Consider the following 15139-nt stretch of genomic DNA (forward strand, 5'->3'; position numbering starts at 1 on the left):
GCCGGCCTTGAAAACCGTTGCGCAGGTATTGTTTCGTCCCTGGTTTCCTCCTGTTTCATCCTCAGCCGTCGGCCGCGGCGCCCGCTTCCGGCGCGCGGCCGAAGCTTTCGGTGATCCGGTCCAGGATGATGGCCAGCAGCACCACCGCCAGCCCGCTCTCGAAACCGAGGCCGACGTCCAGCCGCTGTATGCTGGCCAGAACATCGTTGCCCAGGCCGCCGGCCCCCACCATGGAGGCGATGATCACCATGGACAGCGCCATCATGATGGTCTGATTGACCCCGGCCATGATGGACGGCAGCGCGATGGGCAGCTGCACCTTGAACAGCAATTGCCAAGAGGTGCAGCCGAAGGCGTTGCCCGCCTCCACCAGCTCCCGGTTCACCTGGCGGATGCCCAGATTGGTCAAGCGCACCGCCGGCGGCACCGCGAACACCACCGTGGCCAGGATGCCCGGCACCCGCCCCAGTCCGAAGAACATTGCCGCGGGAATCAGATAAACGAAAGCCGGCATGGTCTGCATGAAGTCCAGCGCCGGCCGCACCAGGGCGTTGACCCAGCGCCAGCGCGCGCAGCAGATGCCCAGCGGCACGCCCAGCATCAGGCTGACGCAGGTGGCGGACAGGGTCAGCGCCAGCGTGGCGACGGTCTGGCTCCAGAAGCCGGTGGCCCAGATCAGGCCCAGCGCCGCGCAGACGAAGACGGCGAACTTCCAGCCCAGCCGCCACAGGCCGACGCCGGCGAACACGCCGGCCAGCGCCCATGGCGGCACGCCCTGCAACAAGGCCTCCACCTGGGTGGCGAACCAGTCGATGCCGCCGCCGACGGCGTCGAAGGCGCCGGCGTTGTTTTCCAGCAGAAAATGGATGATCTGGTTGACCCAGCTGCCTATCGGCAGCGGGGACTGGGGACTGGTGTCGGCCATGCGGCGTGCTCCTCGTCTCGCCGGACGCGCTCAGGACGGCGAGAGCCACACGCCCCCGCGCCGGCGACGCCCGTTGGGGTTCAGTGGTGGGCGGCCGCGCTAGGGCGGTGCTGGGACAGCTTGTTGAGCACGCTGCTGGGGGTGATCACGCCCAGGCAGCGGCCGTCGTCGTCGCGCACCTGCAGCGGTTCGGCCTGCCCCTGGAGCCGCAACAGCACATCGGACAGGCTACAGGACGGCTCCACGTGCGGAGCGGCCGTCGCGCGCGGCGGCGGCGCGGCTTCGATCAGATCCTTGGCCTGCAGATAGCGCGAGGTGTCCACGCTCTTGAAGAAGTTGCGCACATAGTCGTCGGCCGGGCATTCGATGATTTCGCGCGGGCTGCCCACCTGCACCAGCCGGCCGCCCTCCATGATGGCGATGCGGCTGCCGATGCGCAGCGCCTCTTCCAGATCATGGGAGACGAAGACGATGGTGCGGCGCTGCTCGCGCTGCAATTGCAGCAGCAAGTCCTGCAGCTCGGCGCGCTTGAGCGGGTCCAGCGCCGAGAAGGCCTCGTCCATCAGCATCAGCGAGGGATTGACCGCCAGCGCGCGCACCAGGCCCACCCGCTGCTGCATGCCGCCGGAGAGCTGATGCGGGTACTTGCCGGCGAAGGCGGCCAGCCCCACTTGCTCCAGCACTTCCCGCGCCCGCGCCTCGCGGGCCTTGCGCCCGAGGCCGGCCACTTCCAGGCCGAAGGCGGCGTTGTCCAGCACCGTGCGGTGCGGCATCAGCGCGAAGCTCTGGAACACCATGCTCATGTCGCGGCGGCGCAAGGCCACCAATTGCCTGGGCGACAGCCGGGTCAGGTCCTGGCCGTCCAGCAGGATCTGGCCGGCGCTGGGCTCCAGCAAGCGGTTGATCAGGCGGATCAGCGTGGATTTGCCGGAGCCGGACAGGCCCATCAGCACGAAGATTTCGCCGGCGCGCACCGAGAACGACACGTCGTTGACGCCCACCACCGCCCCGGTGCGCCGAAACACTTCGTCCTTGCTCTCGCCGGCCCGCAGCAAGGACATCACTTCCGCCGGCTTGCCGCCGAACACCTTGTGGAGGTTTCTGACCTCGACCTTGATCGTTTGCATCCCGGCTCCCTTCGGCGCGGCCGCTGACAATTCGAAGAATGTTTAATGTAAATCAAGGTTCAAGATAGGAAGGAAGGGCTGGGCCAAGTAAGGGTATTCCGACAACAAGCCGTCCAAATCCGACATCCGCGCGCAAAACCGGCCGGCATAGGCCTGGCCGCCAAATCCAGCGCCGGCTTTCGTCTCCGGCCCGGCCGGCCTGTGTCGTAAAAAAACCGCAATCCGCCGCCGGCGGCAAAAACAAAAACGCCGGCCGCGGCCGGGCAGGCGTGAAGGACAGGGAGGCGACGGACGCGCGCGCGGAAGCGGTCAAAGACGGCTGCGCCTCGTGAAGCGTTGTACGGTGAGTACCCGCTCAAAACGCGCAATGCCGCTTGTACATGCCGCTTTTTCGCTCGTTTCCGCCTTGTTTCAGCCTGGCTCGCGAGACTTTGGACAGGCGCTCAGCGATCCACCACCAGATCGCTCAAGGGCAGGCTGCAGCAAGGCAGGAAATAACCCTGCTCCACTTCGCGCGGCCGGATGCCGCCCTGGTGCCGCATGTCCACCCGGCCTTCCAGCAGACGGCTCTTGCAGCTGCCGCACACGCCGCGGGTGCAGGAGGCCGGCAGGCGCATACCCTTGGCCAGCGCCGCCGCCAGCACCGTCTGCCCCGGCGCCACCGATAAATCGTCCCCCGTTTTGGCGAAGCGCACATTGAAGCCGCGGCCTTCGACGCCGGGCGGCGGCGTCCGCACCGCCTCGTCCGGCGGCGCCGCGCTGAGTTCGGCGAAATTGAAGCTTTCCTCGTGATAGCGGCTCATGTCGAAACCGCACTGGCGCAGCAGCTCGCGCACTGCGGCCATATAGGGCGCGGGGCCGCAGCAGAACACCTGGCGCGCGTGCAGATCCGGCGCCATGCGCTCGATCAGCGTCCGGTCCAGCCGGCCGATCAGGCCGGCCCAATCCGGCTCTCCCGCCCGGTTTTCGCAAATCACCGCCTGGCTGAAAGTGGGGTGGATGCTGGCCAGCAGGCTCAATTCCTTGCGAAACACGATGTCGCGCGGCGAGCGCGCGCTGTGCACGAACAGGATGTCGGCGCCTGAGGCCAGATCGGTCAGCGCCCGGGTCATCGACATCAGCGGGGTGATGCCGCTGCCGGCGGACAGAAAGAGATAGGGCGAAGCGGCGTGGCGCGCATAGCTGAACTCGCCGGCCGGCCCCAAGACCCGCAGCGCCATTTCCGGGCGCAGATGCTCGTGCAGCCAAGAGGAAACGACGCCGCCGGGAATGCGCTTGACGGTGATGGACACCCGGTCCGGCCGGGTGGGCGTGGACGACAGCGTGTAACAGCGGTTGACCGCGGCGCCGTCGATGTCCAGTTCCAGCGTGATGAACTGGCCGGGCAGATAAGGGAAGCGGCGCGGCGGCTCGGCGCGGAACACGAAGGTTTTGACATCGTGGGTTTCCTCCCGCGCCTGAACGCAGACGAGCAGGCTGTCCTCGCCGGCCCGCCACAGCGGCAGGTCGGCGGCTGACGGGAGATCATCCAATGGGCTGGCCGGCGGCGCGCTATTCATGGTCGCGCCGTTCCCGCTCCAGGCCGTCGCCCAGCCGCTGCGCGTACCAGTGGGTGAATTTCTCCACCAAGGCCTCGGTGTAGGGCGAATAAGGACCGGGCCGATAGGCGGAGCCGTTGATGCCGCGCTGCGACTCCTCCACCAGCCGGCGGTCCTGCTGATTGGTGGCTTTCCATACCCGGGTGAGGTTGTCCACCTCGTAGTCCACGCCCTCTTCCGCGTCCTTGCGCACCAGCCAGGTGGTGCGCACCAGCGTGCTTTCCGCCGACAGCGGCAAGGCGGTGAAGGTGACGATGTGGTCGGCCATGAAATGGTGCCAGGAGTTGGGCTGGGTCCAGAACGACAGGCCGCCGGACGCCGGGTCGCGCAGATCGCCCAGCAGCTTGCGACAGGCCGCGCCGGTGTCCACGGTCTGGGACTGGCCCTTGCGGTCCAGCGGCATGCGCATCGCGCGGAAGCCGGACACCTCGGACAGGCGCTCGATCTCGGCCGAGGGCAAACCGCAGGCCTCCCAGCGCGCGTGGTGCTCGGCGACGACGCGCTGGTAATCGGCCAGCCCGGAGGCCTGCTCGGCCCGGGGCGCGAAGCCGTAGCTGTAGGCGTACAGCGAGACGGTCAGCTCCGGATGGTTGGCGGTGCAGTGATAGCACTCGCGGTTGTTCTCCATGGTCAGCTTCCAGTTGCCCGCCTCGACGATGTCCACCTGGGCCGCCACCTTGCAATCGTCGATGCGGTGCGGCGCGATATAGGGCGCCATCCGCGCCATCATCTCGTCGATGTCCTCCGGCGGCCGCTCGGCCAGGCAGATGAACAGCAGCCCTTCCAGATTTTTCAGCGCCACCGGCTTGAGGCTGTGATGCGAGGGGTCGAAGCCGTCCGCCATGTGATCGGCGAAGATCAGCCGGCCGGACAGGTCGTAAGTCCATTGATGGTAGGGGCAGACCAGATTGCCCACCGAGCCCTGACGCTCGGCGCACAGCCGCGAGCCGCGGTGGCGGCAGACATTGTGAAAAGCGCGTATGACCATGTCGTCGTCGCGCAGGATCAGGATGGGATCGCGCCCCAGCTCCACGGTCAGGTAGTCGCCCGGTTCGGGTATTTCCGCGCTGACGCCGACATAGATCCAGTGGCGGCGGAAGATGTATTCGAGATCGGCCTCGAACACCTGCGGCGAGCGGTAGAACGGCGNGCGGCGAGCGGTAGAACGGCGCTTCCAGACTGTGGCCGGGACGGCGGCGGGCCAGCAGTTCGCGCAGCGGGGCCATCGTCGCTGCCGGGAAGGGAATGACGCTGTGGGACATGTCTCGCTCCTTTGATGGCGGGCGGCTCAAAAATCGACGAGCCGATGTTGACGCAGGTAATCCAGCACCGCTTGCGCTTTCTCGACGGAATCCCCCTGTTTTACGACGCGCCCCCCGGCGGCCGCGTCGTCGCCGGCAATCGCCCCCAGCAGGCGCTCCAGGCCGCTGCCGCGCTGCGCCGCCAGCGCCCGCGCGCGCCGCGCCGGCTCCAGCCTGGGCGCGGGCACCCCAGCGCGGCGATCAGCGCCGGCGTCGGGTCGCTGTCCGCCGGCGGCTGCAACACGGCGATGGCCGCCGCGCCCTGGGCCAGGTAGTCGGCCAGCGCCTCCTTGTCCGCGTCCCCGGCGTGCAAGACGACGAAGGCTCGGCCCAGCCGGCGCGCCAGCGCCAGCGCCGCCAGATCGCCCGGGCCGGCGCAGGGCCGCCCGCTGACCGGATGCGGCGCCGGGGCCACCAACACCGCCGTTTTCGCCGCCGTTCCGGCGGAAAGCGCCGTCTCGCTCATGGTCCGACCTCCTTGTTCTCAAGCTCCAGCAAGGCCTGCAAGGCCTGAATGAAGGACTGGCAGTCGTCGATCACGCTCAGGTCCGCGCGCTTGACCATGGGCGCGGCCGCGTCCAGATTGACCGCGATCACATGGCGGCAGGCCTTGATGCCTTGCAGGTGCTGCACCGCGCCGGAAATGCCCAGCGCCAGATAGGCGCTGGCCTGCACGCTGCGGCCGGTGGCGCCCACTTGCTGGTCGCGGCGGAAACGCCCGTCGTCCACCGCCACCCGCGAGGCGCCCACCGCCGCGCCCATGGATTCCGCCAGCCGCAGGAAGGCCGGCACGTCGCTGACCCCGTTGCCGGCGGCCAGGATCAGGTCCGCCTCTTCCAGCGCCAGTTGCGAGGCCGGGCTGGCGACGCCGCCCAGGTCCCGCACCCGCTCCGCCGCCGCCTCCGGCGCGCAAGCCTGCCGCAGCCCGCGCCCGACGAAGGGCAGGCGGACGTCGGCCACGCCGCGCGCGAGCAAGAGCGCCTGGGCGCGCGGATGCACGCTGAAGCCCGCGCCCGGCCGGCGGCGGCGCACGCCGTCGGCGGCGATTTCCACCACGTCGGTCAGTACCGACAGGCGCTCGCGGCAGGCGAAGCGCCGGCCCAGGTCGGCGTCCTCGCCGCGGTCGGCGAACAGCACATGGCGCGGTTGCTCCCGCCGCCACAGCCGCCGCAACAAGGCCAGCTTGGCTTCCGGCGCAAAGCCCGGATCGGCCGGCGTCAAGACGCGGTCCAAGGCCAGTTCCGCCAGTTCGGCGTCGGCGCAGCCTTCCATGCCGAACAAGACCGCCAGCACCTCCTCGCGCGGGCCGGCCAGCAGGGCGGCGGCGGCGATGGCCTCGCGCGCCGCCTCGTCCAGCTGACCGCGCTCGGCGTGCGCCACCACCAACAGCCGTCCATCGAACGGCCCGGCGCTGCGCAGCGGCCTGAGCTTGGCCGCGCTCGCCGGCGGCGCGTCGCGCAGGCCGCCGTCCTCGCCCAGCACGATGCGCTTGAGCCCGCCCGGCGAACGCACCCAGGGCCGGCGCGGATCCACCCGCGGCGCGGTCTGCTTCATCTTCATACCTCCTCCTTCGCCAGCCGGCCTTGCGCCGCCGCGCGCCGCGCATCGCCCCGCTCTTGCCCGGCCTCCGGGCCGGTCTCCAGACGCTCCGCCACCAGTTCCGCCAATTCCACCACCTCCGCCCGCGCGCCGCTGACGCCTTCCAGCATCGCGGTGCAGTTGGGGCAAGCCACCGCGACGCGGCCGGCGCCGGCGGCGCGGACGTCGTCCATGCGCATGTCCGGAATCCGGCGCGGCCCGGGCACGTCGGTAAAGGCCGCCCCGCCGCCCCAGCCGCAGCAGCGAGCGTCGCGGCCGGAGCGGCTCATCTCCACCACCTGGATGCCGATGCCGGCCAGCACGCGGCGCGGCGCGCCGTAGCCCTCGTTGTAGCGGCCCAGATAACAGGGGTCGTGATAGCTCAGCGGCTCGGCCGAGTCGCGGGAGCGCACGCGGATCGCCCGCGTCTCCAGCAGTTGGTCCAGCAGCCGGCTGTGATGCCAGACTTCGTAATGTCCGCCCAGCGCCGGGTACTCATTGGCCAGGCAATGAAAAACATGCGGGTCCGGCGTGACGATGCGGCTGAAGCGATAGCGGCCCAGCGTGGCGATATTGGCCAGCGCCAGCCGCTGAAAACCCGCCTCGTCGCCCAGGCGGCGCGCTAGGTCGCCGCAGTCGCGCTCGGCTTCGCCCAGCGCCGCCACGCGCAGGCCGGCGGCCTTGAGCACGGTCAGCAGGGCGCGCAAGGCGCGCTGATAGCGCATGTCGAAAGCGCCCTCGCCCGCCAGCAACAGCCAATCGACGGACTCGCCCTCCCGCAGCAGCGGCAGGTCCAGGTCCGCCGCCCAGTGGTAGCGTGCGCGCAGCGGATGGCCGCCGACGGTGTCGGTATGGCGCAGATTGGCCAGCGCCGCCGCGCCCTTGCCCGGCAGTTCGCCCCGCGTCAGGGTCAGGTGCCGGCGCAGATCGATCACCGCGTCGACGTGCTCGATCAGCATCGGGCAGTTTTCCACGCAGGCTCGGCAGGTGGTGCAGGACCACAAGGTGTCCGCCGCCAACGCGCCGCCGACGATGTCCCGGTCCGCGCTCGCGGCCGCGGCCGCCGGCCGGCCCGGATGCGGGCTGCCGGCGTAGGCCGGACCGCCGCCGCCCATGGACGCCACCAGGTCCTGGATCAGACGCTTGGGATTGAGCGGCTGGCCGGCGGCGAAGGCCGGACAGGCGGCTTCGCATTTACCGCATTGCACGCAGGCGTCGAAGGACAGCAGCCGGTTCCAGGCGAAATCGGCCGCCCGCGCCGCGCCCAGCTCGCCGGCGGCCAGGTTCAAGGGCTTCAGATCGGCGGACTTGCCGGCGAAGCGCTCGGCGCGCGGATGGAAGGCCAGGTGCAGCAAACCGGCCACCGCGTGCTTCATCGGCCGGCCCAGGCCTATGCCCAGGGCCAGCTCCGCGCCGCCCAAGGCCAGCAGCGACAGCGCGACGGCGGCCAGCCCTTGCCCGGCGGCGCTCAGCCAGGCCTCGCCGCCGGCCAGCGCCGCCGCCAGCAGCGCGCCCAGCGCGAAACAGGCCAGCCGCGCCGGCAGCCGCTGCCATTCTCCCAACGACAGCCGGGCCGGCGGCGCGCGGCGACGCGCGCGCATCAAGGCCGCGCCGATCAGCATCAGAACGGCCGACGCCGCCAGCAGCAGGTCCAGCCAGCGCTGATGCAGCAGCAGGCCGTAATTGAGCGCGATCAGCAGCAGCGCCGCCGTCCCGCCGCCGGCCGCCGCCACATGGGCGCGCGCCGCGGCCGGATCGCGGGCCACCACGCGGTGCAGGTCCACGAAGTAACGCTTGGGCGCGGCCAGCAGGCCGCGCCAGGACGCCGGCGCGGCGCGCCCCCGCCGCCACAGCCGCGCGCGCCGGAGCAGCCCGGCGCTCAGCAGCAGCGCGCCCAACCAGAACAGGCCGCTGAGGAGATAGGGAAAACTCATGTCAGAAATCCTTGGCCAGCCGCAGCGCGTCGTAGAGCGCGCCGTGGATGTTGTGCATGGAAACGCAGTCGCCGACGCGGAACAGCAGGAATTCCCCGGCCGCCAGCGGCCAGTCCAGACAGGGCTGCGGCTCGGCGGCGAACAGCGCCCGCACATCGGTCTGACCGCGGTTGCGCGACAAGGGCTTCAGCTGCCCGTACAGGGCGTCGTCCGGCAGCACGCCGTTGTCTATCACCACCTGGTCCACCGCCCGCTCTTCCAGCGCTTCGGTGTATTCGTTGCGCAGCACGGCGATTTTCTTGTCGCCTTCGGCGTAAACCGCCTCCAGCCAGACATTGGGGGTGGGGATGATGCCTTGGGCGTACAGGCGGCGGTAGAAGATGGGAAAGGTGGTGCCGCCGGTGTCGTCGCCCACCTTCACGTCCGGCGTGACGATTTCCACCGTGCTGCCGCGGCTGGCCAGATAGTCGGCGACGCCGAAGCCGGCGTGAGTGCTCAGCGCGTCGTAGACCAGCACGTTGCGGGCCGGCTCCACCTGGCCGGACAGGATGTCCCAGCTGCTGACGGCCAGCCCCTCCGCCACGCCCCAGGCCGGCACCTGGCCGGTGTGCGGCCGGCCGCCGGTGGCCAGCACCACGATATCCGGCCGCTCGTCCATGATCATGGAGCGGTCCGCCGCCGCGCCCAGCCGGCGGTCCACGCCCAGGCGCTGGGTTTCCATGTCCAGCCAGCGCACGATGCCGGCCATCTGTTCGCGCTGCGGCGCGCGCGCCGCCAGCAGGATCTGACCGCCCACCTGCGGCTGCCGCTCGAACAGCACCACCTCGTGGCCGCGCTCGCGCGCCACCCGCGCCGCCTCCAGCCCGGCCGGCCCGGCGCCCACCACCGCCACCCGGCGCGGCCGCGCCGCCCGGGAGATCAGATGAGGCATGGTGGACTCGCGGCTGGTGGCGGCGTTCTGGATGCACAGCACGTCCTGGCCGTAGTACTGGCGGTCTATGCAGTAATTGGCGCCCACGCACTGGCGGATCTGGTCTTCCTTGCCGTCCCGGATCTTGATCACCAGATGCGGATCGGCCATGTGGGCGCGGGTCATGCCCACCATGTCCACCATGCCGGCGGCCAGGATGCGTTCCGCCTGCACCGGGTCGCGTATGCTCTGCGCGTGCATCACCGGCACCTTGGACACCGATTTGATGCCGGCGGCCAGATGCACGAAAGGCTCGGGCGGCAGCGCCATCGGCGGCATGCAGTTGGCCAGGCTGTTGTGGGTGTCCGCGCCGGAGCCTATCACCGACAGGTAGTCGATCAGCCCGGTTTCGGACATGGCGGCGGCAATCTCCTTGAGCATGTCGTGGCTGAGGCCGTCTTCGTGGAATTCGTCGCCGCTCATTCTCAGGCCGACGCAGAAGTCCGCGCCCACCTCGGCGCGCACCGCCTGCAGCACCTCCATGCCGAAGCGCAGCCGGTTGTCCAGGCTGCCGCCCCATTCGTCCTCGCGCTGATTGGTGCGCGGGCTCCAGAACTGGTCGATCAGGTGCTGGTGGGCGGCGGCGATTTCGATGCCGTCCAGGCCGGCGGCCTTGACCCGCCGCGCCGCCAGCGCGAAATCCGCGATCACGCGATGGATGTCCTCCGTCTCCATGATCTTGGCGTTGCCGCGGTGCACCGGCTCGCGCACGCCGGAGGGGCTGAGCAGATGCGGCCAGTGTTCGCCTTGATAGCTGGAGCGCCGCCCCATGTGGGTGGCCTGGATCATGATCTTGGCGCCGTGGCGGTGCATGGCTTCCGCCAGCCGCGCCAGCGGCTCTATCACCGCGTCGCTGGCCAGGTTCACCGATTTCCACCAGCCCTGCGGGCTGTCGATGGACACCGGGCTGGAACCGCCGCAAATCGCCAGCGCCAGACCGCCCTTGGCTTTTTCTTCGTAGTAGCGGATGTAGCGCTCGCCCGGCAGGCCGCCGGCTTCGGCGTAGACCTCGGCGTGGGCGGTGCTGACGATGCGGTTGCGCAAGGTCAGCCGGTTCAGGGTGATGGGTTCGAACAAATGCGGGTAAGACATGGCCGGCTCCTAAAGGTCTGTTGACGTATGCTTTCCCCGCCGCGCTGACCGAGAAAAGTGCGCTCTACAAGGCGAAGGGCGCAGGCTTTGGTAAACCAAGGCCAAGCCTGACAACGCCGTAGAAAGGGCTTTCCTCGGTCAGCCTTCCGGGTTCGTCCCCAGCCTGTGCCTCGCTTTGTCGACCGCCTCTAGCAGTGAATAACACTGCGGCGAGGCGGCCTTCGCGCGCCGCACCGGCTGGGGACGAACGCAGCGGTAAAACATACGTCAACAGACCCTGACTACAAGGGATGGACCGTGAACGCGCAGTACGGCGCGCCCTGCCCGGCGCACTGGCTTTCGCGGCAGACGGTGCGGTAGTCGCGCCCCAGGCTTTCCCCCACCCAGTCCATCGCGCCGGCGAACCAGCCGGCGAACAGATAGCAGGCCATGTGCTCGCTTTGCGGCGCGCCGGCCTCGCCCTGGGCCAGCACGAAACAGGAGTGGTCCAGCCGGATATGGGCGTTGCCGCTGGCCACGTCGGCCTCCAAAAAGCGGAAGCGGCCCCAGCCGCGCAGGGACAGCCGGCTCAGGTAGTGCTCGAACACGGCCAGGCCGGCCAGACCGTGGGTGGCCGCCTCGCTGGCGCACCAGAAGTGGGCGGAGCGATGGCCGGCCTGGTAGAGCGCGTCCGCGTACTGGTAACGGCCCAGTGCCGCCTCCATGGCCAAGTGGTTGTTGATGAAGAAATGACGCGGCACGTACAACATGGGCAGGCCGTTGGTGCGCCAGACGCCGCTGTCGGGGTCCACGTCGATGGGAAGTTGCGGTTGCATGCCGTTCTCCTGAGAACCTGTTCAAGGTCTGCTGCGCTTCGTCGGACATGGCGTGGTGAGTACGGCTTCAGAATGCCCATATGCCGCATGACCCTTCCGCTTCCTCAGCGGTTTTCGCCTTGTCTCGCCCTTGCTCGCCAGACGGTGAACCGGCTCTGAGCAAGTCGGGCGCAGCCCGTCATTGCCGGCATCTTGCCGCAGGCCATTCCGGGCCGGAGCCGTCGGCGCGACCGGTTTTTGCCCATTGCCGACACCTCGCGGCGCGGGCGCAAAAAAGGCGGACCGCGGTCCGCCAAGGGGAGGCATGACATTGAACGCGCAGTGGTTCAGGGCGCCCACTCCGCCACCCGCTCCGGATGGGCCCGAATCCAGGAGGCCGCCGCCGCCGCGGGTTTGGTGCCGGTTTCCACCGCCAGCATCAGCGGGCCGATCTCTTCCGGCCGCCAGCGGAAGCGCTGCAGGAAGGCCAGCACCCGCGGCGCCTTGGCGCTCAGGCCGGGATGGGCCACATTGTTGACGTGCTCGGCCTCGCCGAACACTTTTTGCGGGTCGTCGAGAAAACGCAGCTTCCATTTGGCGAACATCCAGTGCGGCACCCAGCCGGTCACCACGATGGGCTTGCGGGCGTTGATCGCGCGCGCCAGTTCCGCCGTCATGCCCGGCCCGGAGCTGGGCATCAGCGTCAAATTCAGCCGGTAGGCCTTGATCGCCGCCTCGGTCTTTTGCATCACCCCGGCGCCGGCGTCTATGCCGACGATGCGTCCCTGATACGCCGCGCGCTCGGCGTTGAGATCCCCTATGGCGCGGGCGGCCACATAGTCCGGCACCACCAGGCCGATGCGGGCGTCGACGTAATTGGGCCCCAGGTCTAGCACCTTGTCCTTGAACTGCCGGTAATACGCGCCCTGGGTCACCGGCAGCCAGGCCGACAGCGTGGCGTCCAGATCGCCGCGCGCCACGCCCTGCCACATGATGCCGGCGGCCACCGGCATCAGCTCCACCGGGTGGCCCAGCCGGCCGCGAATGATCTGGGCCGCCACCTGGGTGGTGACCACGCTGTCCGCCCAGCCTTCGACGTAGCCGATCTTGATGAGCGGTTTGCCGGGCGTGGCCTCGGCCGCGCGGGCCGGCACACACAAGAGCAGCAGTAGGATGCAACACCATTGCCTCAACATATTCGTTTCCTCCCTTAAGACCCGCTAAGCCAACCCCCGACCCTGCGTTGCGCCTGCTGGTACTGCCTGCGTCGGCGCGCCTTGGTCCAGCGTCTCTACGAGGTTTTGTTAGCGGTTCTAAAGCGGTTCAAGGTCTGCCGCGCTTCGGCGATACAAGCTTGCCAGCGGCGTGAGCATGCCCATGCGCCCCATTCCGCGTCTTCCAGCGCTTATTGAATCTGCTCCGGCTTCACCACCAGCCAGTTGCGGTCCGCCGTCGCCGGCTGGCCCAGCTTGCGCTGCTGCCTGGCCGCTTCCCGGCTCCAGCTGCGGATCCGATCCCAATAACCCGCTTTGCGATCTACCCAGAGCCGCAAGCCGCCCTTGGCCGTGTCGATGCCGTTCAGCAGCATGTAGCCATCGGACTGCGGCGTGTCGCCGGCCACCAGCACCGGCTTGCGCCATTGGTCTATCCAGCCCAGGATGGTCCCGGCCTTGCCCTCGTACCAGGTCATCGGGTTCATCAGATAGGGGGTCAGTTCCAGGTCCAGATTGCGTTCCGGCTCATAGCCGCCGCGCTTGATCTGCAAACGCGAGGTGGTCAGCGCGCCGTTCGTTCGGTCTTTCAGCAGCAGGTTGACGCCCAGCACGTTCTGCGGCGGCGCTCGGTAGCCGTAGCGCGGATCGCTGGCCACCATGCGCACCAGTTCTTCGCTGGCCGCGGTCATCACGTAGACGGCGATGCCGTTCTCCTGCAGCTTGGCGTACAGCTCGACCATGCCGGTGAACACGCGCGGCGCCGGCACGCTGCCCTCCACCGGCTTGCCCTGATGGAAGTACCTGACCGGCACCGGGGCGCCGCTGGCCATCAGCGCGTCCACCTGGGTCTTGAGTTGGCGCAGCGTCAGTCCGGAAAACACCTGCGCCGCCCAGGGGTAGCAGATCAGTTCGTCTATCTCGCACAGCCGCAGATAGTAGCTGTACAGGCTTTCCGGCCGGTCCGGCTCGTCGCGGAAGGGGATCAGCTTCAAGGACGGGTCCAGCCGCTCGCGGCTCAGCAAGCCCTTGGCCTCCATATAAGGCAGCAGCGCTTCTTCCAGATCGTAGCGATAGCTGGTGTTGTCCATGTCGAACACCGCGTATTCGCCCTTATGGGCATTGGCCTTGATCATGGCGTTCAGCCGTTCCGCGATCTTGGGCGGCCAGTGCTTCAGCTCGGTCTCCGCCGCCGCCGGCTGGGTCCAAAGCGCGGCCGACAACAGCAAAGCCCCCAATACTTTAACTTGCTTCATAAGTCCTCCTGAATATGCTTCGGATGCGGCGAGCCCACCTTGGAACCTGTTCAAAGTCTGCTGCGCTTCAGCGATACGGCGTTGAAAACCAGCTCAAAATGCTCATGTACCACGTGTACATTCCGCTTTTTCGCTTGTTTTCGCCTTGTCTCGCCCTTGCTCGCGAGACTTTGAACGGCTCTTAAGAAATACCCATGCGCCGCTTGCGCGCGAGGAGGCTCAACGCGGGATCCGGGCTGTGGCCAGGGGGCTAAGCCCCCCATACCTCGCCGAACACCCGCAACCAGTTCTCGCCCAGCACTTTGCGGATCTTGCGCTCAGGCCAGCCGGCCCGCTGCATCGCCGCGGTCAGATTGGGCGTTTCGCCTATGGTGCGAATGCCTTCCGGGTTGAGGATGGTGCCGAAATCGGTCAGCCGGCGATACCGGCCTTTGTCGTGGGTGATCCAGTCGAAGAAGCCCTGATCGTAGCCCTGGGTGAAATCGGTGCCGTAGCCGACGCAGTCTTCGCCCACCAGCGCGATCACGTAATCCATCGCTTCCACGTAGTCGTCCACGGTGGCTTCGATGCCGCGGCGCAGAAAGGGCGGAAACATGGTGACGCCGATGAAGCCGCCGTGATCGGCGATGAAGCGCAGCTCCTCGTCGCTCTTGTTGCGCGGATGCGGCTTGAGGCCCGAGGGCAGGCAATGGGAGTAACAGACCGGCTTTTTCGATTCCAGAACGGCTTCGCGCGAAGTCAGGCCGCCCACATGGGACAGGTCCACCATGATGCCGACGCGGTTCATTTCCGCAATGACTTCGCGGCCGAAGCCGGACAGGCCACCATCGCGTTCGTAACAGCCGGTGCCGATCAGGTTTTGCGTGTTGTAGCACAGCTGCACCACGCGCACGCCCATGTCGGCGAAGGCGTCGACGGACTCCAGCCTGTCCTCGAAGGCGTGGGCGTTCTGAAAACCCAGGATGACGCCGGTGCGGCCCTCCGCCTTGGCGCGGCGGATATCCTCGACGCCGCGCACCAGGGTCAAGAGATCGCCGTGCTCGCGGATCAGCCCTTTCATCTCGGCGATATTGTTCACGGTGTCCTGAAAGCCCTCCCACACCGACACGGTGCAATTGGCGGCGCTCAAGCCGCCGCGGCGCATGTCCTCGAACACCGGCCGCGCCCATTTGGCGATGATCAGTCCGTCTATCACCAGCGCGTCTGCGTGCAAATCCATTGCCATCTCCTTCTAGCTTCTTGTCCACGCCTCGGTCCAACTATCCCGCCGCAGCGCCGCGAACCTTGAATAACTTCCAAGAGCCTGTTTACGATCTCGCGAGCTAAGGTGAGACAAGGCGAAAACGAGCGAAA

At 68.3% G+C, this 15139-nt stretch carries 12 protein-coding genes; all 12 read right to left on the bottom strand.

All coding sequences use genetic code 11. The features are described from left to right. Nucleotides 1-61: 61 nt before the first annotated feature. Nucleotides 62-925, bottom strand: a complete 864-nt coding sequence (locus DB032_RS10820) for a proline/glycine betaine ABC transporter permease (protein ID WP_107799491.1) — start codon at nt 923-925, stop codon at nt 62-64. A gap of 80 nt (nt 926-1005) precedes the next feature. Then, a complete protein-coding gene (locus DB032_RS10825; protein WP_107799492.1) occupies nt 1006-2052 on the bottom strand; it encodes a glycine betaine/L-proline ABC transporter ATP-binding protein in 1047 nt (348 codons plus the stop codon). A 443-nt stretch (nt 2053-2495) separates the two neighbouring features. Continuing rightward, the gene (locus DB032_RS10830) at nt 2496-3611 is read right to left on the bottom strand and encodes an FAD-binding oxidoreductase (protein WP_107799493.1); all 1116 of its coding nucleotides are present in this window, start codon (nt 3609-3611) and stop codon (nt 2496-2498) included. Beyond that, the gene (locus DB032_RS10835) at nt 3604-4776 is read right to left on the bottom strand and encodes an aromatic ring-hydroxylating dioxygenase subunit alpha (protein ID WP_233246682.1); all 1173 of its coding nucleotides are present in this window, start codon (nt 4774-4776) and stop codon (nt 3604-3606) included. The genes DB032_RS10830 and DB032_RS10835 overlap by 8 nt, the downstream gene beginning before the upstream one ends. A gap of 236 nt (nt 4777-5012) precedes the next feature. Beyond that, nucleotides 5013-5417 carry a hypothetical protein gene (locus tag DB032_RS10840; RefSeq protein ID WP_233246683.1) on the bottom strand — a complete coding sequence of 135 codons (405 nt, stop codon included), beginning with the start codon at nt 5415-5417 and terminating at the stop codon, nt 5013-5015. Next, nucleotides 5414-6511, bottom strand: coding sequence for an electron transfer flavoprotein subunit alpha/FixB family protein (locus DB032_RS10845; RefSeq protein ID WP_107799494.1), 1098 nt, complete (start codon nt 6509-6511; stop codon nt 5414-5416). The genes DB032_RS10840 and DB032_RS10845 overlap by 4 nt, the downstream gene beginning before the upstream one ends. Continuing rightward, nucleotides 6508-8463: a DUF3483 domain-containing protein gene (locus tag DB032_RS10850; RefSeq protein WP_107799495.1), complete on the bottom strand. Its 1956-nt coding sequence runs from the start codon at nt 8461-8463 to the stop codon at nt 6508-6510. The genes DB032_RS10845 and DB032_RS10850 overlap by 4 nt, the downstream gene beginning before the upstream one ends. Nucleotide 8464: 1 nt before the next feature. Next, complete coding sequence (locus tag DB032_RS10855; protein WP_107799496.1) at nt 8465-10525, bottom strand: NADH:flavin oxidoreductase; 2061 nt, start codon at nt 10523-10525, stop codon at nt 8465-8467. 281 nt (nt 10526-10806) lie between these two features. Beyond that, nucleotides 10807-11340 (bottom strand): DUF5943 domain-containing protein, encoded by a 534-nt coding sequence (locus tag DB032_RS10860; RefSeq protein WP_107799497.1) that lies wholly within the window; start codon nt 11338-11340, stop codon nt 10807-10809. A gap of 326 nt (nt 11341-11666) precedes the next feature. After that, on the bottom strand, nt 11667-12515 hold the full coding sequence (locus DB032_RS10865; RefSeq protein WP_107799498.1) for a glycine betaine ABC transporter substrate-binding protein: 849 nt from the start codon (nt 12513-12515) through the stop codon (nt 11667-11669). A 209-nt stretch (nt 12516-12724) separates the two neighbouring features. Beyond that, entirely contained in the window at nt 12725-13786 is a 1062-nt protein-coding gene (locus DB032_RS10870) for a phosphorylcholine phosphatase (protein WP_107799499.1), read from the bottom strand. Nucleotides 13787-14036: 250 nt separating this feature from the next. Then, nucleotides 14037-15005 (bottom strand): dipeptidase, encoded by a 969-nt coding sequence (locus DB032_RS10875; protein WP_107799500.1) that lies wholly within the window; start codon nt 15003-15005, stop codon nt 14037-14039. Between the last annotated feature and the right edge of the window lie 134 nt (nt 15006-15139).

Source organism: Chromobacterium sp. Panama, assembly GCF_003052555.1.
In the GTDB taxonomy this organism is placed as follows: domain Bacteria; phylum Pseudomonadota; class Gammaproteobacteria; order Burkholderiales; family Chromobacteriaceae; genus Chromobacterium.

Coding starts and splice junctions, on each gene's coding strand:
- DB032_RS10820 (WP_107799491.1), bottom strand. CDS start 925: ATGGCCGACACCAGTCCCCAGTCCCCGCTGCCGATAGGCAGCTGGGTC.
- DB032_RS10840 (WP_233246683.1), bottom strand. CDS start 5,417: ATGAGCGAGACGGCGCTTTCCGCCGGAACGGCGGCGAAAACGGCGGTG.
- DB032_RS10850 (WP_107799495.1), bottom strand. CDS start 8,463: ATGAGTTTTCCCTATCTCCTCAGCGGCCTGTTCTGGTTGGGCGCGCTG.
- DB032_RS10855 (WP_107799496.1), bottom strand. CDS start 10,525: ATGTCTTACCCGCATTTGTTCGAACCCATCACCCTGAACCGGCTGACC.
- DB032_RS10830 (WP_107799493.1), bottom strand. CDS start 3,611: ATGAATAGCGCGCCGCCGGCCAGCCCATTGGATGATCTCCCGTCAGCC.
- DB032_RS10860 (WP_107799497.1), bottom strand. CDS start 11,340: ATGCAACCGCAACTTCCCATCGACGTGGACCCCGACAGCGGCGTCTGG.
- DB032_RS10875 (WP_107799500.1), bottom strand. CDS start 15,005: ATGGATTTGCACGCAGACGCGCTGGTGATAGACGGACTGATCATCGCC.
- DB032_RS10825 (WP_107799492.1), bottom strand. CDS start 2,052: ATGCAAACGATCAAGGTCGAGGTCAGAAACCTCCACAAGGTGTTCGGC.
- DB032_RS10845 (WP_107799494.1), bottom strand. CDS start 6,511: ATGAAGATGAAGCAGACCGCGCCGCGGGTGGATCCGCGCCGGCCCTGG.
- DB032_RS10865 (WP_107799498.1), bottom strand. CDS start 12,515: ATGTTGAGGCAATGGTGTTGCATCCTACTGCTGCTCTTGTGTGTGCCG.
- DB032_RS10870 (WP_107799499.1), bottom strand. CDS start 13,786: ATGAAGCAAGTTAAAGTATTGGGGGCTTTGCTGTTGTCGGCCGCGCTT.